The sequence below is a fragment of the Saccharibacillus deserti genome (assembly GCF_013618475.1).
Lineage (GTDB): Bacteria > Bacillota > Bacilli > Paenibacillales > Paenibacillaceae > Saccharibacillus > Saccharibacillus deserti.
This window is the reverse complement of sequence record NZ_JABJVN010000001.1, coordinates 894,885-921,094: the sequence shown is the minus strand read 5'-3', so window position 1 is coordinate 921,094 and position 26,210 is coordinate 894,885. Positions and strand designations below refer to the sequence as shown.

The following is a 26,210-nucleotide window of genomic DNA, read 5'->3' as shown; positions in this document are numbered from 1 at the left end:
AAATGTTCACGTGTGCAAAAATGACTCCAAAGGAGCAAAAAAGATGACAAGTTTCCCCGGATTGTCGCGCAGTATCCGAACAGACCTGACCGTTTTCCCCGAAAAAGCAATCCAGTTCGGCGGCGGAAATTTCATGCGTGCCTTCTTCAACTGGCAGATGCAGCAGATGAACGATCGCGGACTGTTCGGCGGGAGCGCCGTTTTGGTTCAGCCGATCTCGAAAGAGACGAACTTCGCATTCGCCCGGCAGGATTATCTGTTCACCGTGCTGCTGAACGGAATCGAACAGGGGCAGCCGGTCGATTCCGCCGAAGTCGTCTCCAGCATTAGCCGTCTGGTCAATCCTTATACGGATTATGCCGATTATCTGGCGCTTGCGGACGACCGGCAGCTGAGTCTGATTGTCTCCAACACCACCGAAGCGGGAATCGTGTATCGGCCGGAGGATCGGTACGAAGACGAGCCGCCCGCAGGCTTTCCCGGCAAGCTGACCGCCCTGCTGTACCGGCGATTTTCGCTGGGCGGACCCGGTTTCACCGTGATTCCCTGCGAGCTGATCGACCGCAACGGCGAGAAACTGCTGGAAATTGTGAAGAAGCATGCGGATGATTGGAGTCTCGGCGAAGACTTCAAGAAGTGGCTGGATACGGACAATACGTTCTGCTGCAGTCTGGTCGACCGGATTGTGCCGGGTTTCCCCCGCGGCCGGGAACAGGAACTGCAGCAGCGGCTCGGTTATCGGGACGATCTGGCGGTAACCGCGGAACCGTATCTGCTCTGGGTGATCGAAGGACCCGATTCTATTCGCGAACAGCTGCCTTTCGAACAAGCCGGCTTGAACGTTATCGTAACCGAAGATATGACGCCGTACCGCGAGCGCAAAGTGCATCTGCTGAACGGTCCGCATACGGCCATGGTGCCCCTGGGTCTGCTGGCCGGACTGGAAACGGTCGAAGACGTGATGAACGACGAAGCTTTCTCCGGTTACGTCCGCTCCTTGATCGAACACGAACTGATTCCTATGCTCGATCTGCCGCTCGAGCAGCTTCGCTCCTACGCGGAAGCCGTGCAGGAACGCTTCCGCAATCCTTCGATCCGGCACGAGCTGCGTTCGATCTCGCTGAACAGCGTATCGAAATTCAGATCGCGCCTGCTGCCGATTCTGCTTCGCTTCGTTCGGGAACGCCGCGAACTGCCGCATGGCATCGTACTCGCTTTGTCCGCCCTGCTCTACGGCTACAAGGGCGACCGGGCCGTACGCCAGGATGAAGCTTCCGTACTCGCTATTTTCGACCGTGCCCCATCCGATCCGGCAGACTTCGTTCCGGTGATCTTGGGCGACACTTCCCTCTGGGGACTCGACTTGAACGAACTGGACGGTCTCGCTGCCGCGGTGCAGAACCGGCTGCGGGAGTTGGAAACTTCAGCCCCCCGCGAACTGCTGCACCGACTCGTAAAAGGAGGAACAACGACATGCGAACTTTGATGAAAATGAATGCGCGCGACAACGTGGCTGTCGCTCTTCGCCCGCTGAACGGCGGCGAGCCGCTTGAAGCCGAAGGCCTGAAGCTCGAAACGCTGCGCGAAGTACCTCAGGGACACAAGATCGCGACGGCTCCGATTGCCCGGGGTGAAGTCGTCATGAAATACGGCGCGCCGATCGGCTACGCGGTCGAAGATATCGCAGCCGGCGAATGGGTCCATCTTCATAATATCCGGACCACGCTTGCCGGCGAAGAAGAATACGAATATGTTCCGGACATGCATCCCGTCCTCTACCCCTCCCGCGGGTTGACCTTCGACGGTTACCGCCGCGGCAGCGGCAAGGTCGGCATCCGCAACGATCTGTTCCTTGTGCCTACGGTCGGATGCGTCAACGGCATCGCCGAACAGATCGTCGCGGAGTTCAAGCTTCTTCATCCCGATCTCGGCGCGTTCGACAATGTAACGGTGCTCAAGCATCCCTACGGCTGCTCGCAGCTCGGCGACGACCACCGCATGACGCGCGATATTCTGCTTGACGCCGTGCAGCATCCGAATGCGGGCGGCGTGCTCGTATTCGGGCTTGGCTGCGAGAACAACATCGTAGCGGAATTCCGGGAGAAACTGGGCCGTTTCGACGAATCGCGCGTCAAGTTCCTTGTTGCCCAGGAAGTCGGCGACGAGGTTGAAGCGGGCATGCAGCTGCTCGAAGAATTGTACGAAGCTTCGCTTGGCGACAAGCGCGAACCCGTGCCGCTGAGCGAACTGAACGTCGGACTCAAATGCGGCGGTTCCGACGGTTTCTCGGGCATTACGGCCAATCCGCTGCTCGGCGCTTTCTCCGACTTCCTGATCGGCCAAGGCGGCAGCACGATTCTGACCGAAGTTCCCGAAATGTTCGGCGCCGAAAAAGTGCTGATGGCCCGCGCGCAAAATGAAGAAGTGTTCCGGGACATCGTCTGGCTCATCAACGATTTCAAACAGTATTTCCTGTCGCACGGCGAATCGGTCTACGAAAATCCTTCGCCGGGCAACAAAGCGGGCGGTATCAGCACCCTGGAAGACAAATCGCTTGGCTGTACGCAAAAAGCGGGCACTTCGGCCGTGGTCGACGTACTCAAATACGGCGAGAAACTGCGGCGCAAAGGCCTCAGTCTGCTGCAGGCGCCCGGCAACGACCTCGTCGCTTCTTCGGCGCTGGCCGCAGCGGACTGCCAGATTGTGCTGTTCACGACCGGGCGCGGCACGCCGTTCGGCAGCTTTGTCCCGACCGTGAAGATCGCCACCAACAACGAACTGTTTGCCAAAAAAGGACATTGGATGGACTTCAACGCCGGGCCCCTGCTGGAGCGGCCGATGGAAGAAGTGCTTGAAGACTTTGTCTCTTATCTGATCGAAGTCGCAAGCGGCCGTCCGACGCGCAACGAGCAGAATCAGGTACGCGAGCTGGCCATTTTCAAAACGGGGGTTACGCTATGAATACAAACACGAACAAACCGGGCGAAGTCCGTTCGGAGGCAGGCGGCGGCACGCCGCAATCGGCAAAAGGCGGTTTCCTGAACGACGATTTCCTGCTGTCCACGGATATTGCCAAAAAACTGTTCCACGATTACGCGAGCCCCATGCCGATCATCGATTATCACTGCCATCTCGATCCGCGGGAAATTTACAAAGACCGCCCGTTTGCCAACTTGACGCAGGCCTGGCTGTACGGAGACCATTACAAATGGCGGTTGATGCGGGCTAACGGAATCGATGAGCAGCGGATTACCGGCTCGGCTTCGGATTACGACCGTTTTGCCGCCTGGGCGGAGACCGTTCCGAGAACGGTCGGCAATCCGCTCTACAGCTGGACCCATCTGGAGCTGCGCCGCTTTTTCGGTATCGATACGCCGCTCGATGGGCAGAGCGCACCCGATATCTGGGAACGGGCCAACGCCCGGCTGCAGGAACCGGATTTCACCAGACGCGCGCTGATCGCCCGCTCGAACGTCCGGATCGTCTGCACGACCGACGATCCCGCGGACGATCTGGAATACCATCGCCTGCTGGCGGAAGAAGAATCCCGATTCGCCGTACTGCCGACCTTCCGTCCGGACAAAGCGCTGAATATCGACGCCGAAGGTTTTCCCGATTGGATCGCGCGTCTGGAACAGACATGCGGACGTTCCGTTTCTTCGTTTGCGGCGCTCGCCGATCTGCTGGATAAACGGGTCGCCTTTTTCCATGAACGGGGATGCCGCCTGTCCGACCATGCGCTGGATACGCTGAAATACGCGGCCGCCGATCCGCAGACGCTGGAAACGATCTTCGCCAAGCGGCTGTCCGGCGGGTCTCTATCCGGGCAGGAAGTAACCGCTTACCGTACCGAACTGCTGCTGCGCCTGATCGCCGCCTATACGAAGCAGGGCTGGACGATGCAGCTGCATCTGCACGCTTACCGCAACAACAATACGCCGATGTTCCGTAAGCTTGGCCCGGATACCGGGTACGATGCGCTGAACGATCTGCCGCTGACCGTATCCTTATCCAGCCTGCTCGACCGGGCCGAGACCGAATCGGGTCTGCCGAAGACCATTCTCTACTCGCTCAACCCCGGCGATTATCCGGCGCTGCTTGCGCTGATGGGCTGCTATCAGCGGGATATTCCCGGCAAAATGCAGCTCGGTTCCGGCTGGTGGTACAACGATACAAGGGACGGCATGCGCCGACAGATGACACTGCTGGCCGACAACGGGCTGCTGCCGCGGTTCGTGGGCATGCTGACGGATTCGCGCAGCTTCCTCTCCTACACCCGCCACGAATATTTCCGACGTGTCCTGTGCGAATGGTTCGGCGAACTGGCGCAGCGCGGCGAAGCGCCAGACGATCCGGAACTGCTGGGCGGAATCGTGCAGGATATCGCCTACGGCAATGCGGCCGCTTATTTCGGATTCGGCGGGGCTTGAACAAGAACCGCAGCCGGAAAAAGTTCGCGTCCGTGAACGAAGGGCTGGAAGCATTGGCAGAGAAAAGTTCGGTTGATGGCTCCACCCGGCCGTGCGCAAGCACGGCTTTTTGATATTTGCCTGCGGGAGATCAAGTGCGGAACACCGAATAGCGCCTGCGGTATTCGCCGGGTGTCAGCGACGTTTCGCGCTTGAACAAACGGGCGAAATAGTTGGCGTCGCGGAATCCGCATTGTTCGGCCAGCATGCCGAGCGTATCGTCGGAATGCGCAAGCAGGCGTTTGGCACGTTCAATCTGCAGATGATGCCGGTAAGAGAGCGGACTCATCCCGGTGTACCGTTTGAGGCAGCGGGACAGGTAATCGAAATGATAATGCAGATCGCGCTCCATCACAGCCGAATCGAACGGCTGCCGTAGGCAGCGCGCCAGATAAGCGGCCGTTTCTTCGCCGAGGCGATCGGCGCGGGAGCGGCCCGGCGAGATCGACAATCCTTTTCGCAGATGAAGCAGCAGTTGACCGAACTCGACTTGAAGCTCGAAAGAGCGGGCCAGCGTCAGCGTTTCGTACAAACGCAGCATACCGTTCAGCAGCGGCCGAAGCGCCGCCAGATCGACGGCCGCATATTTCGGAACCGCGATACTGCCGGGGCCCGGCTGCGTTGCCTGGCTTGTACGGGGCGGCAGCGGCTGTCCGGGCGCAAGCTCTTCGCTCTCCCGGATCCGGGCTGCGGCTGTTTGGCGAAAATGGATCCAATACACTTCGGTGTCGTATTCGACTGCCCGATAACCGCCATGTCGGCGTCCCGCTTCCAGAATCAGCATCTCTCCGGGAGCGATTGCGTAGCGTTCCCCTTCTTCTTCGATGTAGAGCGTCCCCGACACGCATACGATCAGATCGTAAGCTTCGAAGACCCGCTCGGCATGCCTCATCCCTTTGCGCCAAATGCCGTGTCCGACGGCGGCAATCTCCGGCAGAGGCGGAATATCCAGTTCCAACACGCGCACAGTTTCCCTCCGTTCTGTTGAACCCATCGGTAAATGATGTAGAGATTGTACGATACAGAGTCGGGATTGTCAGCTTTTTTCGGCAAAAAGATCGGTTACAGTAGTAGAGATCGTACGGTTCGCCGTTTTGCCAATCTGCATCCATTTTGTTCGTACAGGAGGACTTTCCATGAGATTCCGCCAGGTTCATCTCGATTTCCACACATCCGAAGCGCTGCCCGATATCGGCCTCTACTTTTCCAAAACGCAGTTTCAGAACATGCTCAAGCTCGGCCATGTGGACTCGATCACCGTCTTCTCCAAATGCCATCACGGCTGGGCTTACCATCCGTCCGAAGCCAACGACACCCACCCGAATCTGTCGTTCGACCTGCTCGGCGCACAGATCGAAGCTGCGCATGAGATCGGAGTCCGTACGCCGGTCTACCTCTCCGCGGGCCTCGACGAAAAGCTGGCACGCCGTCATCCGGAATGGCTGATTCGCGACCGGCAGGAACGCACCAACTGGGCCGCCGATTTTATGGAACCCGGCTACCATCAGTTCTGTATGAACACGCCTTATCTGGAGATGCTGGCGGCACAGGTTCGGGAAGTGGTCGACCGGTATGACGCGGACGGCATTTTCCTCGATATCGTCGGCGTACGCGAATGCTACTGCCAGTTCTGCGTCGCCGAGATTCGCCGCCGGGGTTCCGACCCCCGCAGCATGGAAGACATGCGTATGCTCTGGGAAGAGACCTATGCCAAATACGGAGCCGCCATGGACGAAGCCGTGCACGCCTCCAAGCCGGGGCTGCCGCTGTTTCACAACAACGGCCATATTGCGCGCGGGCGCCGGGATCTGGCTGCGTTCAATACCCATCTGGAACTGGAATCGCTGCCGACCGGCGGCTGGGGTTACGACCACTTCCCTCTCTCGGCCCGTTATGCCCAGGGGCTTGGCATGGACGTGCTCGGCATGACCGGCAAGTTCCATCAATTCTGGGGCGAATTCGGCGGCTTCAAGCATCCCAATGCCCTGCGTTACGAAGCGGCCCTGACTCTGGCGAACGGTGCCGGCTGCTCGGTCGGAGACCAGCTGCATCCGCTCGGCGAAATGGACGAAGCGACTTATGCTTTGATCGGCGAAGCCTATGCGGAAGTCGAAGCCAAAGAAGAATGGTGCCGGAACGTCTCTGCGGTCGCCGATATCGCACTGTTGTCCGCCGAAGCGGCCGGATCATCGTTCGAAGACGGCACCGTCGACCGGGAAGCCGTCGCGGCGGCCGATACCGGCGCGGTGCGTATTCTGCTGGAAGGACATTATTTGTTCGATGTCGTGGATATGCAGAGCGATCTGCAGTCTTACCGGATTCTGGTTCTACCGGATCTGATTGCCGTCACGCCCGAACTGAAAGCGAAACTTGCCGCTTTCACGGCGGCGGGCGGACAGATTTTGGCGACGGGACGTTCGGGACTCACACCGGCGGGAGACCGCTTTACGTTGGATCTTGGAGCGGAATGGATCGGAGAGTCGCCGTTCAACCCGACTTATGCGAGTCCGGAGTTCGAACTTCCTTCACTGAAGAACGCCGGGTTTCTGGTATATGCGAAAGGGTATGAAGTCGGATTGGCGTCAGGCGGTACCCCGCTGGGCAGCCGGCAGAATCCGTATTTTAACCGCGACCTCTTCGCCTTCACTTCGCATCGCCATGCTCCGTCCCAAGGCATAGATGCCGGACCGGGCTTTACCCAGGGAGCAGACGGAATTTATGCGGCGTGGAATCTGTTTGCGGATTATGCGCTTTATGGCAGCCTCCCGGTCAAGGAGATCCTGATCCATCTGCTCGACTGCTTGATGGAATCGTCGGCCGGCGGGCGTACATTGTCGGTCAATCTGCCCGCGCAGGGAATCGTCACGCTGCAGGAGCAGCCGGACTCGAACCGGCGCGTGCTGCATCTGTTGTACGCTCCTCCGATCCGCCGCGGCAAAGATACCGAAGTGATCGAGGATCTGCCGAGCGTGCGAAGCACCGACGTGACGCTCGCCGAGACGCGTCCGGTCAAGCGGCTGTACCTTGCTCCGCAGCGCACACTGCTCGATTTTGTGCAGGAGAACGGAAAAATCGCCTGCACCGTACCCGAGTGGTCGTGCCATCAGATGGTGGTTGCGGAGTTCTGAGGGATGGGTTGAAGGAGGAGCACGCTGAGTGTCACTGTAGGCAGGAATCGCGGGGCTGGCGAAGACGGTTAGAGCGAGGATAGCAGCCGAAGCGCCCAATCCCAATCGATCAAAAACAGGCTAACGAATCGCTATCACGTTATTTCGGCTTTTTAAGCTCTTTTGCGACTCTAACGAACCCTCATATCGCTAACAGGTGAAAAGCTGCGTTTGTTCGCCCGTACACAGCAAATAGCGATCGCAGGATTCGTTACGTTTTTCAAACTGCCTCCAAACACCGTCTAACGAATTCAGGATTCGTTAAAATGGGGTGACGGACAGCTCCCCTGGAAAAAACTCACGTCAAAACCGCTCTTTCGCCAAAGCGGCGAAAGAGCGGTTTTTCGGGCAGATTAAGCAGACTGCAAACGTTGGTCAAGCAGGCTGTCCGGTCTTCGAAGTGGTGTATCTTTTTTTCGTACCCGAATTGACTACGTCGCCGACAGTTCTTCCGCCGCAGCCCCGAGCCCCGCCGGCTTCTGCCAGCTTCCCGTCGGCGGGGCCGCCGTTACTTCGCCGCCTCGGACGACGATCTCGCCGCGCACGATTGTTCCGCTGACGCTGCACGGGAACGTATGCCCCATGTAGAGGGTCTGTTTATGCTTCGCGTAATAATTGTCTTCCGTCACGGTGAACGCTTCGTTCAAATCGACGATCGCAAGGTCCGCATCGAGGCCGACGGCGATCGCGCCTTTGCGATCCGACAGGCCGAAGCGGGCGGCCGGATTGGAAGCGGTCCAGGCGGCAACCCGGGTAAGCGGAATGTTCTGCGCAAGCGCCGTTTCCAGCGCCGACAGCAGGGTGAACTGCCCGCCGCTGATCCCGCCCCACGCCTGGAACAGATTGAAGTCTTTCGGATCTTTCATGTCGTACGGACAAGGCGAATGGTCCGACGACAGCATGTCGAATTTATTGTCCGCGAGCAGGGCGATCAGCCGCTGCTGCTCGTCCGCTTCGCGCAGCGGAGGCGCGCATTTGGCGATCGTTCCTTTTTCCCGCAGATCGTCATGGTTGAACAGCAGGTAATGCGCGCACGTCTCGACGCTTACGTCCATGCCCCGGGCTTTGGCCGCTTCGATCTTCGCGACGGCCGCGGCCGAGCTGATATGCACGAAATGCAGCGCACAGCCGGTAATTTCCGAGTAGTACAGCGCACGCTCCACCGCTTCGACTTCGGCGATGATCGGACGCGTCTCCAGATAGTCGTCGGCGCCGAACAGGCCGGCTTTTTCTTTTTCTTCCTTAAGCCAGTTGGTGATCGCCGCGCTTTCCGAATGCAGGGCCAGAATCTTGCCGAGCGCCGCGATCTTTTTCATGCCGGTCAGCAGCGTCATATCGTCCACCGCTTCGAATTCCTTGTTGCCGGTCGTGGACAGAAACGCTTTGAACCCGATCACGCCCGATTCCGCCAGCGGCTGCAGATCGTCTTCGTTGCCCGGCACCAGTCCGCCCCAGAGGCCGAAATCGACGAGCGATTTTTCGCTGCCGAGACGGGCTTTGTCCAGCAGCGCCTCTTCCGTCACGGTTGAAGGAATACCGTTCAGCGGCATATCGAAAAAGGTGGTACAGCCCCCGGCGGCCATCATGGCCGAACCGGTCGTAAACCCTTCCCAATGCTCGCGCCCCGGCTCGCTGAAGTGGACATGTACGTCGATCATCCCCGGCAGGACATGCCTTCCGGACGCGTCCCACTCCCGTTCCGCTTCCAATTTCAGCTGTTCGTCGATTGCAACAATTTTCCCGTCTTTGATTCCGATATCAGCTTTCGTGACGCTGCCCGGCAGCACCACGCTGCCGCCGCGAACGATCAGGTCCAAACGTTCCATGGTACATCTCTCCTTAGGGATCGATCCGTCCGAAGCGCATACGTCCCGCCGCGCCCCGGAGTTCGATCTTTATTCGTTTTTTCGATCGGCCATCAATGGGAAGGAGTCTCGTAAATCGTCCCTTTTTTGAACGAAGAGCTTTTGAAAGCGTATTTGCTCAGCAGCAGATACGACGCGCCCGCCGCCGTAAAACCGATGACCCAGCCGATGTCTACCAGCAGGAAAGCCGCACCCGCTCCGATCGCCATGGCGAGCAGCGCGCTCGGATTGTAGCCCGCGAAGATTCCGTTTTCCCGATACAGCTCCATGGCATCGACCTTCTGGCGACGCAGAATGTAGTAGTCCGCGAGCAGGATCGCGACGATCGGACCGAGGAAAGCCGAGTAGATCAGAATGAACGTGTTCAACCCCTGCGCCGAAGAATCCTGTACGAGCACCCAAGGGAACGAACAGAGCGCCAGCAGACCGGTTACGACAACCGAAGCTTTGTATTTCATCTTGGTCACGAGCGAGATGACGTAAGCCGGAGGCACGATGTTGGCGACCATGTTGACAGCCACCGCGCCGATGACGATAAAGGCCGATACCGCGACGGTGATATACGGGTTATCGACGATAATCGCGAACGCTTTGACCGGATTCGAGATGCCTGTCGCCGCCGCCATCATCGCTCCGATCGTCAGAACGAAACCGTAGGCGACCACGATCGGCAGGAAGTAGAGCATGCCGCGCTTTTTGTCGCTGATGCCCGTCTTGAGCTCACGGGAATAGTCGGCCGCGCTCAGGAAGATCGCCGCGTAGTTGCCCAGGAAGACCATGATAAAAGCGAAGAACGGAAGTCCCCAGGTGCCTTCGGTGTTGACCCACACATCGGCAATGGCCGCGCTGTGCGAATTCAGCAGAACCCCGAACACGTAGACGAGAGCCAGCATGATGACGACCGAAGCGAGCGTCTCCACCCACTTGATCGCATGAAAGCCGTAAAGCGACAGTCCAATCTGGATCCCCTGCAAGATGACGAAGCAGATCGGGATGCTGTCGAACCCGCCGCCGCTGAGGACTTTGACGATCTCGTTCAGCGCCGTCGCCCCGACCCAACTCTGGAAGCCGTACCAGACGATAGCGGGCACGCCGCGCAGGAACGAAGAAATCACGGATCCTTTGATGCCAAACGACATGCGAAGCTGAACCACGTAAGGGATGCCTGTGCGATAACCGAAGCGATCGTTGAGCGCGAAGATGACGGAAATAATGCCGATCGCGATGATCGCGGCCACGAAAGTCTGGAACACATTGAGCGTTGCCATCCCCGCCGCGATCAAGCTTGCTCCAAGCGTCATGTTCCCCAGATTGACGCCGTCTCCGATCCACATAAACATGTACGCTACCGGACCGACCGTTCTTTCGTTTTCCCGTTTGGGTTTCAGGGAGTCGTCCAACCCGATCTCTTCATGCAGCTGCGTTTCCTCCAACACTCGACCTGCCAAATTCGTGGACATCCTTAGCACGCTCCCTCTATAGACGATTTTGAATCCGGTAAGATAACGTCACTTGTTTATGTAATGTTTTCTTACTCTCATTTCTTATTTCTTATTTTATCACCTCTCCCGCACAATTCATTGACAAAAACGTAGATTATCGCAGGGTTTGCTGTTGAAATTAAACAAAAAAACATCACACAAAGTGTGATGTCATGGTGTAAGCGGTTTATTTATGCCTTGAAGGATAAAACCCGGCTACAGCGGCTTGTATTCCATGTCAGCTATGACCGGGTTGCGCAGACTTACCTGTTTAAAAATATCGCACTCCGCCACGTCTCCGTAACCGATGACGACCGAACCGGGTGTCCCTGTCAGGATCACATCGCCGGGATTCAACGTCATGATCTTTGACAAGAACGAAATCAGATAGCTCGGCGAAAAAATCATCCGGTCCACCGTATTCCGGTGTACCGGCTCTCCGTTGAGTCGTGTAACGACTTCAAGCGTATTCAAATCTTCATACTCGTCGGGCGTTACGAGCGAAGCGCCCAGGCTTGCGAAAGTGTCATAGCTTTTGGCCCGCTGCATGAAGCGCGGATTGCGCGCATGAATCTCTTTGGCCGTCATGTCGAGCGAAGAAGCATAGCCGGCCGCATACTCCAGCGCTTCCGCTTCCCCGACCGAGCGGCAGCGACGGCCGATCACGATCGCAAGTTCCGCTTCCGCCGTCACTTCTCCGATTCCCGCAGGCCATTCGATATATTCGCCGGGTCCGATCAGCGACGTGTCCGGTTTGAGAAAAACGACGGGTTCGTCTTCAGGCGGACGCCCCGACAGTTCAATGGCTTTGGCCAGATAATTCATGCCGATCCCGATGATCTTGCCCGGCCGGCGATACAGCGGACCGTAGGTCACTTCATGCTCGGCCAGCTTCGGCAGGGCTGTCAGCCGCCGCGCTCCGCCTCGATCGTACCAATCCCGCAGCGAATCCAGTCGGCCCGCCTGCAGCAGATTCCACAGATCCGTTTCCCAGTCCGTGCCCTCCCGTTCGTTTACTGCCGCAAGCGGAAGCAATCCGGCCTCGGTTATCAGCGCCGCTTGTTCCTTTCCTTCATACCGAATCGTCGCCATTCTCACGGCCTTACCTCCCCGCCGAATCGCTCCGCGATCCAGTCCAGCAGCCGCAGGTCGGTGCCCGGGCCTCCGATCCATGACAATCCGATCGGCAGCCCGTCTTCGCGCAGCACCGGAACGGTCACCTGAGGCAGTCCGGACAGGCCCGCGATGCAGGACAGCTGCATCGTTTTGGCGCGGTAGGCTTCCGCTTCCGGACCTCCAAGTCCAAGAAGCGGCGCGGGACCCGGTGCGGTCGGCACGGCCAGCAGCCCGTCGCTGCCAAGCAGGTCGATCAATTGGCCGCGTACGCGCCGACGCCGTTCGGCTTCCGCCCCGCTGTCTCCTGCGCGCAAAGTGCTCGTCCATTGGAAACGTTCCGCGATTCCCGGACCGAATGCCGGGCGTTCGCGCTCGATCCACGCCCCGTGCTGCTCCCAAATCTCCAGCCCCTGCAGCACGCGAAAAGCCGCCGACCAGTCGCCCAACGATTCCCCTTCGGCCGTAAGCGCGATTTCGATCCGCCCGTTTTCCCATCCTTCGCTAACGCAGAGCTGCTGCTGCAGCTTCCTGCGATCGGAAGATTCCGGCAGCGCCCATGCTTCTTCCGCGGCAAAAAAACGGGTAAACGGCTGCGCTCGTTCGCTGCGTGCACCGTTGCCGCCGAGCAGGACCTGACCGACCCGGCGCAAAACGGAGACATCGCGGCTCATCCAGCCGACCGTGTCGAAGCTTGCCGCCAGCGGAATAACGCCTTCTGCGGACACGGCGCCGTGCGTCGGCCGAAATCCGTACAAGCCGCAGTAGGACGAAGGAATGCGTACCGATCCGCCCGTGTCCGTGCCGACGGCAAAATCGACCAGCCCGGCCGCCGCCGCGACGGCCGAACCGCTGGAAGAACCGCCCGGAATCCGCTCCGGCGCAGCCGGGTTGACCGGCGTGCCGTAATGCGAGTTCTGACCGTTCAGGCTGTACATCAGCTCGTCGGTGTGCGTGGTGCCCTGAAGCCGGGCGCCTCCTTCGAGCAGCTTAAGCAGGGCCGGAGCCGTCCGGCCGGACGGTTCATGCGTACGCAGCCAATCGGGATTCCCGGCTCCGCTGGTCACGCCTTCGACATCGAATACGTCTTTGACCGCAAAAGTCAGACCGTCCAGCGGGCCGCTTCCGGTCGGCGCCCGTTCGACATGCCGATCGACGAACGCGCCGCCGTATTCCTTTTCCGTCCGATTGAACGCCGAGGCCGGCTTTGCAGTCTTTTTCGATTGATGTTCGAGTCTTTTTCCCGTTTCGCTCATCTCTTATTCCTCCTTGGTATTGGATTCGTTGCCGCTGTATGCTTCAGACCGTTCCGGTTCCCGTGCGCCCGACCGCATCCGGTCCAGCAGCAGCGCCAGGATGATGCCGACCAGCAGCCCGTTGCCGAGCAGCGGACGCAATAGCGGCGGCAGCGAAGCGAAATACGACGAAGGCATCCCCATCAAAATAATGCCGACAAACAGCGGGGCTGCCGTCCGGTACAGATTGGCCGGATCTATCCGGATCCGGCCGAAATACTGCAGCGACGAACCGAGCAGCCGCAAATAAGTAACGAGCAGCACGGCGCTTCCGATACTCAGCGGAAGCGCCGTCAAGACCCCGCTCACCGCCGGAATCAGCCCGATGACGGCAAACAGCAGCCCGCCGAGCACAAACGGAAGTCTATCCCGAATTCGGGTCTGCAGCAAAAATCCGACAGACGAGACATACGGCGCATACGGCACCAAGCCGAGCAGTCCCGAAAACACCGCCAAAATCCCGCTGATCGTAAACGAACGCCGATACTGCCCGCTGTCCGCTTCCCGTTCATAAATACGATCCGTTCCTTTTAAGGCGCCGAACGTGTTCGACGCATTGATCAATCCCGCAATGACCGCGATCGCGATCACGCCGACGTCCAGCCCGCCGTTCGGCTGCCCGAGCGGAAACCATCCCCATTCCAGATTCTCCGCAGCCTGCGCTTGCGGACCGAACAGAAGTCTATGCAGCGCCCAACCGCCGAGAATGCCGATCAGCAGCGCATACTGCGCAATCGCCGGCCTCGCTCTGACCGACAGCACCGCCACGAACAGCGCGACAGCCGCCGCCAGACCGAAAATACCGGGCCGGATCAGTGCCGAATCCGGGGCATCTCCCGCCGAAATCCCCAGCATGCCTTCGAGAAAAATCGTATTCAACCGGCAGCCGAGCAAGAACATAAACACCGCCATCACGCCCGGCGTGAACAGCCGCGACAGCGGTGCCGCCAGTCCGCACACGCCGATCAGGATGGTCAGCACGCCGGAGATGAGAATCCCGGCCGCCAGGCTTCCGCCCAACTGCGGCAGCGTGATGCCGAGCGACGGCGCCGCGGCGCACAGGCTCAAGATCACGCCCCACCACAGCCCCGACTGCCCTTCCATAATCGATCTCCGATGCCCGAGCCACGCCTGCACCGCGCAGGCAAGCCCTGTCAGCACAAACGAACATTGGATCAGAAATTGAATTCTCCCCTGCGGCAGCCCGAACGCCGCTCCCACCGTGATCGGAATGACCACCGTATTCGTAAACAGGAAAAACAACCACTGCAGTCCCGCCAGCCCCGACCGCAGCGCGATTTGATGCCGCATGTTTCACCTTCCGTCCCTCTTTTGCTTGTTTTACGCAAAAGGATTCCGGAGAATTCCGGAATCCTTGGTTGTTTAGTGAAGTTCCTATTCGTTACGGAAGCCTCAAGGCTGCGAAGGGGATTCGTTTCGACACTGAATCGAACTTCCTTTAACAACCATGATCCCAAAAAATCCGCAATCCTTTTGCTTTTTTATGTTTCTTTATATCTGTTTTTGCTCTTAACCTTTTTAGGACTTTGTTGCCTTAATCTTTGCTCTTTCTCTTGCTCTTTTCCCTTACCCAACTCCAAGCACGGATGTTCGGGGGCGGAGGGGGAACTCGTGTAGGAGCTAAAGCCTTTCGAAGAAAGGCACTTCGGAAGCATAAGCGGAGCGTTCGCCTCTGTTTTTGAGAACTCACCATTTACATATAATCAAATTTCTCAAAGACAGGAAGCGACCGAAACGGATTCCCCCGCAGCCCCGTTCCTCACCCTCCCTATTTCCTACTCTGCTAGACGACCACTGACGCCGCCACTCCCTCATAGACATCCAACGCCTCCTGCACCCCGCGCCCGACCGTAATCGGTGCTCGGTGCCGGATCAATACGGCTTCCAGCGCCGCCAGTACGAACAGTACGTTCTCCTGCCGGCAGCTGTAGCCCATCGTGCCGATCCGCCAGATCTGGCCGTGCAGCGGGCCGAACGAGCTGGCGATCTCGATACCGAACTGCTTCAGCAGCATGCCGCGTACCGATTCGCCGTCGACGCCTTCGGGAATACGGATGCACGTGACGACCGGAAGCTTCCACGCCACGTTGTTAAACAGCGTCAGGCCCATGCCTCGCAGGCCGGCCATCAGCGCCCGTTCATGCAGCCGGTGGCGTTCGAACCGTTCTTCCAGTCCTTCTTCCAAAATAAGGCGCAGTCCTTCGCGCAGCGCGTACAGCATCGACGTCGCTTCCGTGTGATGGTTCAGGCGGCGCGGTCCCCAATAATCCTGCAGTTGGCTGAGATCAAAATAATTGCTGCGGATCGGATGCGCCACTTCCCGGCGGTCGCCGGCTTGGGCAACGCCCCGTTCGACTCTTTTACGGCTGTCCAGAATCCGTTCCACGCGTTCGTTGTACGTCACCGGCGCCATGCCGGACGGAACGGAGATGCACTTCTGCGTCCCGCCGATAACGGCGTCCAGCTGCCATTCGTCCACCTTGACCGGTACTCCGCCGATCGAAGCGACGGCGTCGACCACGGTCAGCACGCCCAGCTCGCGGCAGGCCGGACCGATCGCGTCCAGCGGCTGCATACAGCCCGTCGACGTTTCCCCGTGCACGATGGCCAGGATCTTGGGCTGAAGCCGCTTCACTTCGTCGATGACGGCCTGCTGATCGAACACTTCGCCCCACGCGCATTCCATCAGATGGACTTCCGCGCCGCTGCGCTCGGCGATCTCGGTCAGCAGATGGCCGAAGCGGCCGAAGATCGGAACCAGCACTTTGTCGCCCGGTTCGATCAGACTGCAGAGGACCGCCTCGATGCCGGAACGGGAAGTGCCGTCGACCGGGAACGCCCATTGATTCTTCGTTTGGAACGTCTGCCGCAACATATCCATCGTCTCGTTCATCATTTGCGTAAAAGCCGGATCGAACTGTCCCAGAATCGGTGTCGTCATCGCCCGCAGCACTCTCGGATCGGCTTCCACCGGTCCGGGCGTCATGATCGTTCTCAAAGGGGCTTGAATTTCGCGGTATGTGGTCATGTATCGTCGTCCTCCTCGATTATCGTTCAATAAGCCAGCTTGTACAGCAGGTCGATCAGCAGCTTTACGCCGCGTTCCAGATCTTCCGTCTCCGTAAACTCGGCAGGCGAATGGCTGAGGCCTCCGCGGCTCGGCACGAATAGCAGCGCAGTCGGACAAAAGGTGCCGAATACCTGCGAATCGTGGCCCGCTCCGCTCGTCATCCGGCGGTACGCAATGCCCTGCTGCCGCAAAATAGATTCCGCGGCCGTTCCCAGTCCGGCGTCCATCGCAACCGGCTCTTCATCCATCCACTTGCGAATCTCAACACTCGTTCCCTGCGCTGCGGCGATCGCCCCGAATTCTCCGAAACACTCTTCGCAAAAAGCACGGATCGTCTCGCTGTCTTCATGGCGCACGTCCAGGCTGAATGTCACTTCCCGGGCGATCACGTTGCCGACATTGGGCTGGACGTCCATCCGGCCGACGGTGGCCACCAGCCCCGTTTGGTCCGCGTTCGCCCGGTTCATCAGCACGCGGATCAGTTCCGCCGCGGTAGACATGGCATCCCGGCGCCAGCGCATCGGCGTCGTGCCGGCATGATTGCTCTCGCCTGTTACCGTGATGTCATAGCGGCGCTGGCCCACGATATGGCTGACGATACCGATCGATTGTCCTTCGCGTTCCAGAATCTGGCCCTGCTCGATATGCAGTTCGATAAAGCAGTCCAGGTCGCCCCGTTTGGGTTCGGGGTGAAGGCCGTATCCGAAACCGGCTTCGCGCATCGCTTCTTCGAACGGCACGCCGTTTGCGTCCGCGATTCCGGCCGCGTCTTCCCTTTTTTTCACGCCGGTGATGTGGCCCGAACCCCAGTAGGTCATCGGGAAGCGGCTTCCTTCTTCTTCGCACAGCGAGACGACTTCGATCGGCTTGAGCGGCGCTCCGTGATGCGCAAGCAGGTGTTCCGCCGCGATCAGCGCGGCGACGATGCCGTAAGCGCCGTCGTATTTGCCGCCGCCCGTCACCGTATCGACATGCGAACCGGTCAGCACCACGCGCGCTTCGGGATCCCGGCCGGCCATCCGGCCGAACAGATTTCCGGCGTCGTCGTAACGCGGCAGCAGCCCGATCTCTTCCATTTTCGCTTCGATTGCCCGCTGCGCGGAGCGCCAGGCCGGGTCGTACAGCAGACGGGTAACTCCTTCTTCCCGGCCTCCGCCATGCGCAGCCAGCCAATCGATCATTTTTTCGACCTGCTCGGATAAGGCGGACGGCTTCGGCTGTTCAATCATCAATGCAATTCCCCCATTCCGTCAGTTCAAGCTTTCCAACCGGTGTTAGTTTAATTAACTTGGCAAAGCCGTTTCATCCATTGTAGAATAAAACAACGCTGAAAGCATTCACGGAAGTGTAGAAGAATCAGTGATTTTGTTGGACATGTTAACTAAAGGGGCACGAAATCATGAAATTGGATGACCTGTTGAAACTGCCCGTATTTGACGGAACTGCCATCGCCGCGGGAGCAAAAGGCTTGAATCGGGAAGTGCTGACCGTGAATATGATGGACGCTCCGGATATCATTCCGTATTTGAAAAAAAACGAACTGCTCATTACCACCGCTTTTCATTTCAAAGACGATCTGCCTTCCCTGCTCGAACTGATCCGGGAAATGGGACGTCAGGAATGCGCCGCGCTCGGCATCAAAAGCAAGCGCTACCTGGGCCGTATCCCGGAAACGGCGGCGCAGCTTGCGGACGAACTGAATCTGCCGCTGCTGGAGCTTCCGCCCGAGCCTTCGCTTGGCGATATCGTCAACAAGTCCCTGAGCCGTATCCTCGATGTGCGGACAACGGAACTGCATAACGCCATGCAGACGCATCGGCAGTTCACCCAGCAGATCATGAGCGGGCAGGGCATCCCCAAACTGCTGGACCAGCTGTCCGCTCTGCTGCACCTGCCCGTTCTGCTGCTCGGTCCCTATCTTCAGCCCCTGTTCGGCCGCTTTCCGCATGCGTCCACCGCAGGCAGACTGGAAGCGCTGCTCACCGGAGGAAGCCGATTCCACGCGTCGCCTTCGGTTTTCTCCGCTTTTTCCCTGCTCGACGGCGGCCGCGAGACGCTGACCCTGTTTCCGGTCTATACGCATAAGCAGCTCCATTATTTGTGTATCGCCGGTACGCTACCGCTTTCCGACCGTTCGGGTATCCTCACGATTGAGCAGGCTACCAACGTCATCGCGTTCGAACTAATGAAAGAGAATGCGCTTAAACAGAACCGACGCCGCATCCAGAACGAATTTTTTGCCAACTTCATCGGCGGAGCCTTCTCGGGCAGCGAAGAGATCGCGAGCCGCGGACGGGAGTTCGGACTGTCCGGCGACCAGCGTTACATCTGCGCGGTCGGCAAACTCGGCGGCACGGACAAAACGACTTCGTTCGTCCAATACAAAGCCGAGCAGGACCGGATCGCCGAACATCTCGAAGCCGAGCTGGTTCACTTTCCCCATCCGGTTCATCTGTTTATCCATGACCGCGCCTATGTCCTGCTGATGCCGCTTGCCGAAGAATGGAAAATGGTCGAGCCGTCTTTTGTCGCCCTGCTGGGGCGGCTGCAGCATCGGATCGCGGCGCATGACGCCTCGGAGCTGTCGTTCGGCTTCAGCAGCTACGCCCAGCCGCTTGTACATGTTCCCGTCTCCTACAAAGAAGCGAACGAAGCGCTGTATTTCGGCGGCATGGCCGGCAAGTCCAAGTTCATCGAACTGTACCAGCCCAAAGAAGTTCCCGAAATTCTGCGCATGATCCCGTATGAACATCTGTACAAATTTTATGCCGACACCATGCAGGGCTTCACCGACGAGACGCTCAAAGACCATCAGATGCTGCTGCAGACGCTGTCCGTTTATCTGGAGACGCACTGTCAGCTCGCGGAGACGGCCAAAAGGCTGTACATCCATCGCAATACGGTCATCTACCGGCTCGAAAAATGCGAAGAGATTATCGGCCGAAGCCTGAAAGACCCGGAAGAAACGCTGCGACTGCGCATGGCGTTCCGGATCAAGGCACTGCTGCCGGAAGGCGGACTGTCGGAGAAATGAAGGCGGTCCATAAAAAAGATCGTGTTCCTTTTTATCGGGAACACGATCTTTTTGTCCGGAAAACGGACTGCCCTGCGTCAAGTCACGCTCGTATTCGGGACGGCGCGGATGAAACGAAGCCAGTATCCCCGTTCTGCCAGCAGCCGATCCTGAAAACCCGAGAAACTGTCCGCGTATTTCCGGACATCTCCGTCCAGCTCCTTCGTTTGCCGGTTACGGTTCTTCCGAACCGCCTGCCTGCTGTATAACTTCCGCAGGAATTTCGATCCTGTCGATCTTGTTGTAGTCCGAATAATCGGCCCGCATATTGAATTTTCTTTGCGCTCCCGGCTGCAATTCGGCGTCTTCCGGAATCGCCAATTCGAACTTCACCGTACTTGAAACGGGCAGCAGGCTTGTCCGGTCGAATTCGTAGCTTACTTCAAGTCGATGAACGTCCCATCTGGAAATATTCCCCTGCATGCGGGGAAGGGAATCGTCGGACTGCCGCATATACTGCTCGGCGATTTCACGCTTTTCATTACCTTCCAGCACGACTGTCAACAGCGGGTTCCCGTTTTGCACAGCAACGCTTCTGTCGCCGCCCGCCTCCGCCAAAGCTTGCAGCTGCTGCGGCAAATCTACGGCCCCTCGCAGATTTTCGAGCGTTGCCGGCAGATCTTCCCGCTTCTCTTTTACCCAACCGGTCTCCCGGTAAGCGCTATATACGGCTTCCTCGCCGACATAACGTTTAAGCGGCTGCTTCGGCTCATCGCCTTCCTGCAGAAGATCCAGTTCGCGGTAAGCGGCAAGAGGATTAAGGGTCAGTTTTGTCACAATCCGGTAATGGGCATCAGGGCTGCCGTCCGGAGCGGTCATGACATGCTCTTCCCGGTCGGTATGCAGCTTGTAGCCGGTCACTTCACGGCTTGCGGCTTCGGCCAGCTTCAGCAGTTCTTCCGCGGACGGCACCGGCATATCCGTATTCTGCACAGCGGAAGCGGCGGCGGGCCTGCTCTGCGGAGATATGCCTTCGGCAGAATTTTCGGTACCGCATGCCGTGAGCATGAGCAGCAAACCGGATACGGCGCTAAAGTTGCTTTTGGTCATCGATTTATTCATGTTCGTTTTCCTCCCGGCTCGAATTGCCCTGGAATTCCTAGACGTACAGACAGGTTCCTGTTTATATTTTATCCGAGCCTTGAGTGGAACAGACGGGTTCTTTCATTGTTTAACGCAAAATTTACATTCCGCTGATCGTTGCCGCTGTGTCTGTCGTTCAAAGCAGTTCATTCTGCCGATGCCGGCCAATGAAAACCGCCGAGTCCGTATGCGGAACATTCCCGATCAGCAGCAGCTTCTCGATTTGTTTGCGCCGAAACGCTTCCGCCCCGAATCCGAGACAGCTTATATCGTCAAGATTGGAGTACTGCTGCAGCACTCGATCGTACAGCCGCAGTCCGTCGATCATAAAATCCCCGTACTCGAATGTACAAGGATATCCTTCACGCCGTTTCTTGCGAATACTCAATAGGGACAAAGAGAGGTTCGACATACCGGCTTCTCTCCCTCTTTCGGCAGACCTTTTTTCGGAACGGATTTGTCTATCCGATATTCACCGGATAAACGCAGCGCCTCGCGAAATAGTTACGCTTTTGTCGTATAACCCGCCAAGCGTTCAAAAAAGCCTTCAACTATGTTTTAATAGAGATGAGGGTTTCGGAAATAAGACGCTTAAGGAGTGTATACATATATGGAAGTTTCACGCTTTCTGCTGTCCAAAGACAAGGTCAAGTATATCCCTTCTTCCGCTACCATGATGGAAGCAATGGATTTGCTGGAAGAAAATCATTATTCTGCGGTTCCGATCATCGATGAAACGGGACGTTATGTCGGCACTCTGTCCGAAGGCGACCTGCTCTGGAAGCTCAAGCATACGTTCAATTTCGATTTGTCGACAATGGCCGAAGTGCCGCTGAGCAGCATCAAGCTGTACCGGCACAACGAATCGGTCGTGATCGACGCGGATATGGAAGACATGCTGACGCTCGCGGCCGATCAGAACTTCGTTCCGGTCACCGACCATGAAGGCATCTTCCTCGGCATTATCCGGCGCCGGGACATTATCAATTATTACAACGACGGGATCATGGACTAGCACCTTGACCCAGATAAAAGTAAGCTTACGCACCAAATAAAAAGCTTTCCGTCCATCTGCCTCGGCAGACGGTTCGGAAAGCTTTTTTTGAGGATAGGGATAGAAAAAACGTCGATCCATTCACTGGACCAACCGGGATTTGCTCAGCGCCCGCTTGGCCGCGGCTTCGTGCACGTACCGCGTCAGCTCCGCCGACTGCTCGTAGCGCAGGAACGGAGTCATGATATAGACGCCGCCGAAGTATTCCAAGATAGCGTCGATCAGCGAACGCGAGATCGCCATGCCTTCTTGCATCGCGGCTTCCTTGTCGTGTTCGTGCCGCTGCATCCGCTCGAGGATTTCGTCCGTCAGACGGATTCCCGGCACTTCGTTATGCAGGAAAGCCGCATTCTGCGCACTGATCAGCGGCATGACGCCGATAAAGATCTGCTGTTTCAAATGCTTGGTCGCATGGTAGAGTTCTTCGATCCGGCGCTCGTCGTAGACCGGCTGGGTCATAAAGTAATCCGCGCCGGCCGCAATCTTCTTCTCCAGGCGCTGCACGCTTTTATCCAGATGACGCCCATTGGGATCAAAAGCGGCGCCGACGGAGAAGTTGGCCCGAAGACCCAGCGAACGGCCCGACGGCAGACGGCCTTCGTTGAACTGTTTGCACAGCTTGATCAGATCGAACGAATTGTAATCGTAGACCGAAGTCGCGCCCGGCACGTCGCCGACCTTGGACGGATCGCCGGTAATCGCGATCATCTGGTTGATACCGGAAGCGGCAAGCCCCATCAGATGCGACTGCAGACCGATCATGTTCCGGTCGCGGCAGGCGACATGGACAAGCGGCTTGACCCCGTATTTCTCCTTGACGACCGAAGCGAGCGATTCGTTGGCGATCCGCGGGCTGGCCAGCGAGTTGTCGGCCATGGTCAGCGCGTCGATCCCCGCTTCCTTGAGCGCCTGCACGCCTTTGAAGAATCCTTCCGTCCGCAGGGTACGCGGCGGGTCGAGTTCGACAATAACCGAATGGTCTTTGGCGGCAGCGGCCGTGTGGAACGGAATCTCGGCAGGCGGACCGTCTTCCGAACCGGACAACTCTTCGGCTTTCTCCCGGACTTCGATCCGGCCGAACGGAACGGGGTCCGTATCCGTAGACCGTTCCGTTATCTTCTCCGTGATCGGAGCCGCGCCTTTGACCGCTTCCACCATGGCCGCGACATGCTCCGGCGTGGTCCCGCAGCAGCCGCCGATCAGGCGAACGCCTTCTCCGCGCAGTTCCAGCGCGCTGCGGCCGAAGTAATCGGCTCCCGAACGATAGCGCAGACGCCCTTCGTTATACTCCGGCAGACCCGCGTTCGGGTAGGCCGACAGAAACGCATGCTTGGGAAGCGGGACCTGCTTGAGGTAACGGGTCATATGGAACGGACCGAGCCGGCAGTTGAGACCGACGACATCCGCACCGAGTCCTTCGAGAATCGCAAACATCTCGGTCAGCGTGCTGCCGTCCTGCAGAAATCCCGAATCCTGGGTCGATACCTGTGCGACGATCGGCAGATCGGTCTTCTGCCGTGCCAGCGCAAGCGTGGCCCGCAGTTCTTCCGGATCGTAGAACGTCTCGAGCAGCAGCCCGTCCACGCCTTCGCCGAGCAAAGACTCGATCTGGCGTTCGTTGCTGCGTTTGATCTCGCCAAGCGTCACTTCTCCCGGCTTCGTGCTTCGAATGCCGCCGATCGTACCCAGCACATAAGCGCTGGTTCCTTCCGCGGCCGAACGGGCCAACCGGGCCCCCGCCCGGTTGATCGCTTCCAGCTCGTATTCCAGATTATAACGCTTCAGCTTGTGGTCGTTCGCCGCATACGTATTGGTCTGGATCACTTCGGCGCCTGCGCCGAGATACGCCTGGTGAATCTGGCGTACCTGCTCGGGCCGTGTCAGGTTCAGCTCTTCGAAACAGCGGTCGATGCCGTTCAAGTACAGCAGCGTGCCCATCGCGCCGTCGGCGACGAGGACTCTTGTTCGCAGTTCGTCGAGCAGGCCCATTAGATGCTGCCGCCGACTGCTCCGGCGCCTCCTGCCGCTCCGGCCTTCGCGAACTGTTCGCGCAGGGCGACCGCGGAAGCCACCATCGTTTTGAGAGAAGGAATGACCTCTTCTTCGCGGCGAGTCTTGAGGCCGCAGTCCGGGTTGATCCAGAACTGGGCCGGATCGAGCACTTCCAGCGCACGCTGTGCGATCGATTCGATCTCGGACTGCTCCGGCAGACGCGGGCTGTGGATATCGAATACGCCAAGGCCGATGCCTTTGTCGTAGGTGCCGTCTTCGAATGCGGTCACCAGATCGCCGTGGCTGCGCGCCGCTTCGATCGAGATCACGTCGGCGTCGAGATCGGAGATCGCCTGAATGATATCGCCGAACTCCGCATAGCACATATGGGTATGGATCTGCGTCTCATCCTGTACGCTTGTCGTCGAAGCGCGGAAGGCGTAGACCGCATCATCCAGATACGACTGCCAGTCTTCGGCTTTGAGCGGCAGACCTTCGCGCAGCGCAGGTTCGTCGACCTGGATCATGCCGATACCCGCTTCTTCCAGCGCGTTTACTTCGGAGCGAAGCGCCAGCGCGATCTGGTTCTGCACGACGGAACGCGGCAGATCGTCGCGGACGAACGACCAATTATAGATCGTGATCGGACCGGTCAGCATGCCTTTGACCGGCTTGTCGGTCAGCGACTGCGCATAGGCGCTTTCCGTCACCGTCATCGGGCTGAGCAGCTTCACGTCCCCGTACAGGATCGGCGGCTTCACGCAGCGCGAACCGTACGACTGTACCCAGGCGAAGCCCGAAGTGGTGAATCCGGCCAGCTGCTCGCCGAAGTATTCGACCATGTCGTTGCGTTCGAATTCGCCGTGCACCAGCACGTCGATACCGATCTCTTCTTGAATCCGGATCCAGCGTTCCGTTTCGGCATGCAGGAATTCCACGTACTGCTCTTCGTTCCACTCGCCTTTTTTCCATTTGCTGCGGGCTTGGCGAACTTCCGTCGTCTGCGGCAGACTGCCGATTGTCGTCGTCGGCAGCAGCGGCAGCGGCCAGTGCTTCGCCTGTACGTCGCGGCGCACCGCATAAGGAGAGCGTCTCTCCGGACGGCGTGCGTCCAGCTTGCCCAGCGCGTCGCGGACCGATTCGTCATTGCGTTCCGGGGAAGCGTTCAGCGCGGCAACGGCATTTACGCTCTCGGAGATTTCGGCACCCACCGCTTCGGCGCCTTCGTTCAGCGCTTTGACCAATACGGCGATTTCCGTCAGTTTCTCGTCGGCGAAGCTCAGGCCGTCGCGGATCTTGCTCTCGAGCGCCTGTTCGCTGCGGGTCGTAACCGGTACATGCAGCAGGCTCGACGAAGGCTGCACGAACAATTCTTTCGGCTGTGCGGCCTGCTGGATCCGTCCCAGCAGATCAAGTTTCACCTGCAGATCCGAACGCCAGATGTTGCGGCCGTCGATCACGCCGGCACCGAGGATTTTGTCCTGCGGGAAACCGTGCTGCTCGAGAGCGGCAAGGTTGCGGCCCCGGTCATGCACGAAGTCGAGACCGATCGCCTGTACCGGCAGCTGCACGATTTCTTCGTAGCGCGATACCGATTCGAAGTACGTCTGCAGCAGGATGTTCAGTTCCGGCGCCGCGGCGCGGAAAGCGGCATAAACTTTGTTGAGACGGGCGATATCTTCGTCGCTTGTCTCCAGTACGAGAATCGGCTCGTCGATCTGTACCCATGCAGCTCCGGCTTCGCTCAATTCTTTCAAGACTTGGGCATACAGCGGAATGAGTTGATCCAGCAGCGCATCGAATTTGCCTTCTTCGATGCCGCGTGCGAGTTTGAGCAGCGTGAGCGGTCCTACGATGACCGGTTTGCCGTCGATCCCAAGCTCTTCCTTCGCTTCAAGGTAAAAAGCCAGCGGGCGGTTAACCGTGAGCTTCGGTGTCAGCCCCTGAAGTTCCGGCACGATATAATGGTAGTTCGTATCGAACCATTTGGTCATCGGTGAAGCGGCGAACGCTTTGGTTCCGCGGGCCACGGCGAAGTAAGCGTCGAGGCCGTAAGCGCCGTTCCCGTCCGGAGCGAAAACTTTCGTTCCGGCATCCGCCGATGCGGCCGCTTCTTCGTCATGCGAGCCTGCCGCGCAGCCGCAGTCACCGTCATGCGCAGCCGTGTTCGCTCCGCCGGTAAAACGCTGCGGAACGAGGCCGAAGGTGAACGCCGTGTCGAGTACATGATCATAGAGCGAGAAATCGCCGACCGGAATCAGTTCCGTTTGCAGGTCGCGCTGTTTTTTCAGGTACTCCAACCGCAGTTTTTTCGTTTCGCTTTCCAGCTCGGCCGAGTCGATCTTGCCGGACCAATGCGCCTCCAGCAGTTTTTTCCATTCCCGTTTCTCGCCGATTCTCGGATACCCCAAATTCGAACTTTTCGCTTGACTCATATTAATCTTCCTCTCTGCCGGTTATTGGGAGGTACCTGCCTTCCGGCGGCCCGTCCTGGACTTTGAGTATGATCATAGGTCAGCGTGCGGCG

The 26,210-nt window shown here is 58.4% G+C and carries 18 protein-coding genes; 6 read left to right on the top strand and 12 right to left on the bottom strand.

Annotated elements, in window-relative coordinates; all coding sequences use genetic code 11:
* Positions 1-43 precede the first annotated feature (43 nt).
* The 3 genes from HOP44_RS04080 to uxaC are packed head-to-tail and all read left to right on the top strand — an operon-like array spanning position 44 to position 4,430.
* Complete coding sequence (locus tag HOP44_RS04080) at positions 44-1,486, top strand: tagaturonate reductase (protein ID WP_172250788.1); 1,443 nt, start codon at positions 44-46, stop codon at positions 1,484-1,486.
* The gene (locus HOP44_RS04075) at positions 1,474-2,961 is read left to right on the top strand and encodes a UxaA family hydrolase (RefSeq protein ID WP_172250786.1); all 1,488 of its coding nucleotides are present in this window, start codon (positions 1,474-1,476) and stop codon (positions 2,959-2,961) included. Before HOP44_RS04080 ends, HOP44_RS04075 begins: the two co-directional genes overlap by 13 nt.
* Complete coding sequence (uxaC, locus tag HOP44_RS04070; RefSeq protein ID WP_172250784.1) at positions 2,958-4,430, top strand: glucuronate isomerase; 1,473 nt, start codon at positions 2,958-2,960, stop codon at positions 4,428-4,430. The genes HOP44_RS04075 and uxaC overlap by 4 nt, the downstream gene beginning before the upstream one ends.
* A 130-nt stretch (positions 4,431-4,560) precedes the next feature.
* On the opposite strand, the gene HOP44_RS04065 is transcribed toward uxaC, so the two are convergent.
* The gene (locus HOP44_RS04065; RefSeq protein WP_172250782.1) at positions 4,561-5,436 is read right to left on the bottom strand and encodes a helix-turn-helix domain-containing protein; all 876 of its coding nucleotides are present in this window, start codon (positions 5,434-5,436) and stop codon (positions 4,561-4,563) included.
* Between the two features lie 169 nt (positions 5,437-5,605).
* Here HOP44_RS04065 and HOP44_RS04060 point away from each other — a divergent pair, with 169 nt between their 5' ends.
* A complete protein-coding gene (locus HOP44_RS04060) occupies positions 5,606-7,597 on the top strand; it encodes a beta-galactosidase trimerization domain-containing protein (RefSeq protein ID WP_172250780.1) in 1,992 nt (663 codons plus the stop codon).
* A 470-nt stretch (positions 7,598-8,067) separates the two neighbouring features.
* Here HOP44_RS04060 and HOP44_RS04055 read toward each other — a convergent pair whose 3' ends face one another.
* From HOP44_RS04055 to HOP44_RS04025, 7 genes are all read right to left on the bottom strand, one after another.
* Positions 8,068-9,462 carry an allantoinase gene (locus HOP44_RS04055; RefSeq protein ID WP_172250778.1) on the bottom strand — a complete coding sequence of 465 codons (1,395 nt, stop codon included), beginning with the start codon at positions 9,460-9,462 and terminating at the stop codon, positions 8,068-8,070.
* Between the two features lie 92 nt (positions 9,463-9,554).
* A complete protein-coding gene (locus HOP44_RS04050) occupies positions 9,555-10,961 on the bottom strand; it encodes an NCS1 family transporter (protein WP_172250776.1) in 1,407 nt (468 codons plus the stop codon).
* Between the two features lie 237 nt (positions 10,962-11,198).
* The gene (locus HOP44_RS04045) at positions 11,199-12,074 is read right to left on the bottom strand and encodes a fumarylacetoacetate hydrolase family protein (protein WP_246369633.1); all 876 of its coding nucleotides are present in this window, start codon (positions 12,072-12,074) and stop codon (positions 11,199-11,201) included.
* A gap of 2 nt (positions 12,075-12,076) precedes the next feature.
* A complete protein-coding gene (locus HOP44_RS04040) occupies positions 12,077-13,351 on the bottom strand; it encodes an amidase (protein WP_172250772.1) in 1,275 nt (424 codons plus the stop codon).
* 3 nt (positions 13,352-13,354) lie between these two features.
* Positions 13,355-14,701: a uracil/xanthine transporter gene (locus HOP44_RS04035; RefSeq protein WP_172250770.1), complete on the bottom strand. Its 1,347-nt coding sequence runs from the start codon at positions 14,699-14,701 to the stop codon at positions 13,355-13,357.
* A 493-nt stretch (positions 14,702-15,194) separates the two neighbouring features.
* Complete coding sequence (locus tag HOP44_RS04030; RefSeq protein ID WP_172250768.1) at positions 15,195-16,439, bottom strand: pyridoxal-phosphate-dependent aminotransferase family protein; 1,245 nt, start codon at positions 16,437-16,439, stop codon at positions 15,195-15,197.
* Positions 16,440-16,465: 26 nt separating this feature from the next.
* Positions 16,466-17,710, bottom strand: a complete 1,245-nt coding sequence (locus HOP44_RS04025) for a Zn-dependent hydrolase (RefSeq protein WP_172250766.1) — start codon at positions 17,708-17,710, stop codon at positions 16,466-16,468.
* Positions 17,711-17,880: 170 nt separating this feature from the next.
* Here HOP44_RS04025 and HOP44_RS04020 point away from each other — a divergent pair, with 170 nt between their 5' ends.
* Positions 17,881-19,515: a PucR family transcriptional regulator gene (locus HOP44_RS04020; protein ID WP_172250764.1), complete on the top strand. Its 1,635-nt coding sequence runs from the start codon at positions 17,881-17,883 to the stop codon at positions 19,513-19,515.
* 213 nt (positions 19,516-19,728) lie between these two features.
* On the opposite strand, the gene HOP44_RS04015 is transcribed toward HOP44_RS04020, so the two are convergent.
* The gene (locus tag HOP44_RS04015) at positions 19,729-20,616 is read right to left on the bottom strand and encodes a DUF6612 family protein (protein WP_172250762.1); all 888 of its coding nucleotides are present in this window, start codon (positions 20,614-20,616) and stop codon (positions 19,729-19,731) included.
* 157 nt (positions 20,617-20,773) lie between these two features.
* The gene (locus HOP44_RS04010; protein WP_172250760.1) at positions 20,774-21,049 is read right to left on the bottom strand and encodes a hypothetical protein; all 276 of its coding nucleotides are present in this window, start codon (positions 21,047-21,049) and stop codon (positions 20,774-20,776) included.
* A 198-nt stretch (positions 21,050-21,247) separates the two neighbouring features.
* Between HOP44_RS04010 and HOP44_RS04005 the strand changes: the two genes are divergently transcribed.
* Positions 21,248-21,652 (top strand): CBS domain-containing protein, encoded by a 405-nt coding sequence (locus HOP44_RS04005; protein ID WP_172250758.1) that lies wholly within the window; start codon positions 21,248-21,250, stop codon positions 21,650-21,652.
* Between the two features lie 120 nt (positions 21,653-21,772).
* On the opposite strand, the gene HOP44_RS04000 is transcribed toward HOP44_RS04005, so the two are convergent.
* Entirely contained in the window at positions 21,773-23,680 is a 1,908-nt protein-coding gene (locus HOP44_RS04000; protein ID WP_172250756.1) for a bifunctional homocysteine S-methyltransferase/methylenetetrahydrofolate reductase, read from the bottom strand.
* Positions 23,680-26,118: a 5-methyltetrahydropteroyltriglutamate--homocysteine S-methyltransferase gene (gene metE, locus HOP44_RS03995; protein WP_172250754.1), complete on the bottom strand. Its 2,439-nt coding sequence runs from the start codon at positions 26,116-26,118 to the stop codon at positions 23,680-23,682. Before metE ends, HOP44_RS04000 begins: the two co-directional genes overlap by 1 nt.
* Positions 26,119-26,210: the final 92 nt, after the last annotated feature.

Excerpts from the sequence above, each read along its gene's own strand:
- HOP44_RS04080 (WP_172250788.1), top strand. The coding sequence starts at position 44 with ATGACAAGTTTCCCCGGATTGTCGCGCAGTATCCGAACAGACCTGACC.
- HOP44_RS04075 (WP_172250786.1), top strand. The coding sequence starts at position 1,474 with ATGCGAACTTTGATGAAAATGAATGCGCGCGACAACGTGGCTGTCGCT.
- uxaC (WP_172250784.1), top strand. The coding sequence starts at position 2,958 with ATGAATACAAACACGAACAAACCGGGCGAAGTCCGTTCGGAGGCAGGC.
- HOP44_RS04060 (WP_172250780.1), top strand. The coding sequence starts at position 5,606 with ATGAGATTCCGCCAGGTTCATCTCGATTTCCACACATCCGAAGCGCTG.
- HOP44_RS04055 (WP_172250778.1), bottom strand. The coding sequence starts at position 9,462 with ATGGAACGTTTGGACCTGATCGTTCGCGGCGGCAGCGTGGTGCTGCCG.
- HOP44_RS04050 (WP_172250776.1), bottom strand. The coding sequence starts at position 10,961 with ATGTCCACGAATTTGGCAGGTCGAGTGTTGGAGGAAACGCAGCTGCAT.
- HOP44_RS04045 (WP_246369633.1), bottom strand. The coding sequence starts at position 12,074 with ATGGCGACGATTCGGTATGAAGGAAAGGAACAAGCGGCGCTGATAACC.
- HOP44_RS04040 (WP_172250772.1), bottom strand. The coding sequence starts at position 13,351 with ATGAGCGAAACGGGAAAAAGACTCGAACATCAATCGAAAAAGACTGCA.
- HOP44_RS04035 (WP_172250770.1), bottom strand. The coding sequence starts at position 14,701 with ATGCGGCATCAAATCGCGCTGCGGTCGGGGCTGGCGGGACTGCAGTGG.
- HOP44_RS04030 (WP_172250768.1), bottom strand. The coding sequence starts at position 16,439 with ATGACCACATACCGCGAAATTCAAGCCCCTTTGAGAACGATCATGACG.
- HOP44_RS04025 (WP_172250766.1), bottom strand. The coding sequence starts at position 17,710 with ATGATTGAACAGCCGAAGCCGTCCGCCTTATCCGAGCAGGTCGAAAAA.
- HOP44_RS04020 (WP_172250764.1), top strand. The coding sequence starts at position 17,881 with ATGAAATTGGATGACCTGTTGAAACTGCCCGTATTTGACGGAACTGCC.
- HOP44_RS04015 (WP_172250762.1), bottom strand. The coding sequence starts at position 20,616 with ATGAATAAATCGATGACCAAAAGCAACTTTAGCGCCGTATCCGGTTTG.
- HOP44_RS04010 (WP_172250760.1), bottom strand. The coding sequence starts at position 21,049 with ATGTCGAACCTCTCTTTGTCCCTATTGAGTATTCGCAAGAAACGGCGT.
- HOP44_RS04005 (WP_172250758.1), top strand. The coding sequence starts at position 21,248 with ATGGAAGTTTCACGCTTTCTGCTGTCCAAAGACAAGGTCAAGTATATC.
- HOP44_RS04000 (WP_172250756.1), bottom strand. The coding sequence starts at position 23,680 with ATGGGCCTGCTCGACGAACTGCGAACAAGAGTCCTCGTCGCCGACGGC.
- metE (WP_172250754.1), bottom strand. The coding sequence starts at position 26,118 with ATGAGTCAAGCGAAAAGTTCGAATTTGGGGTATCCGAGAATCGGCGAG.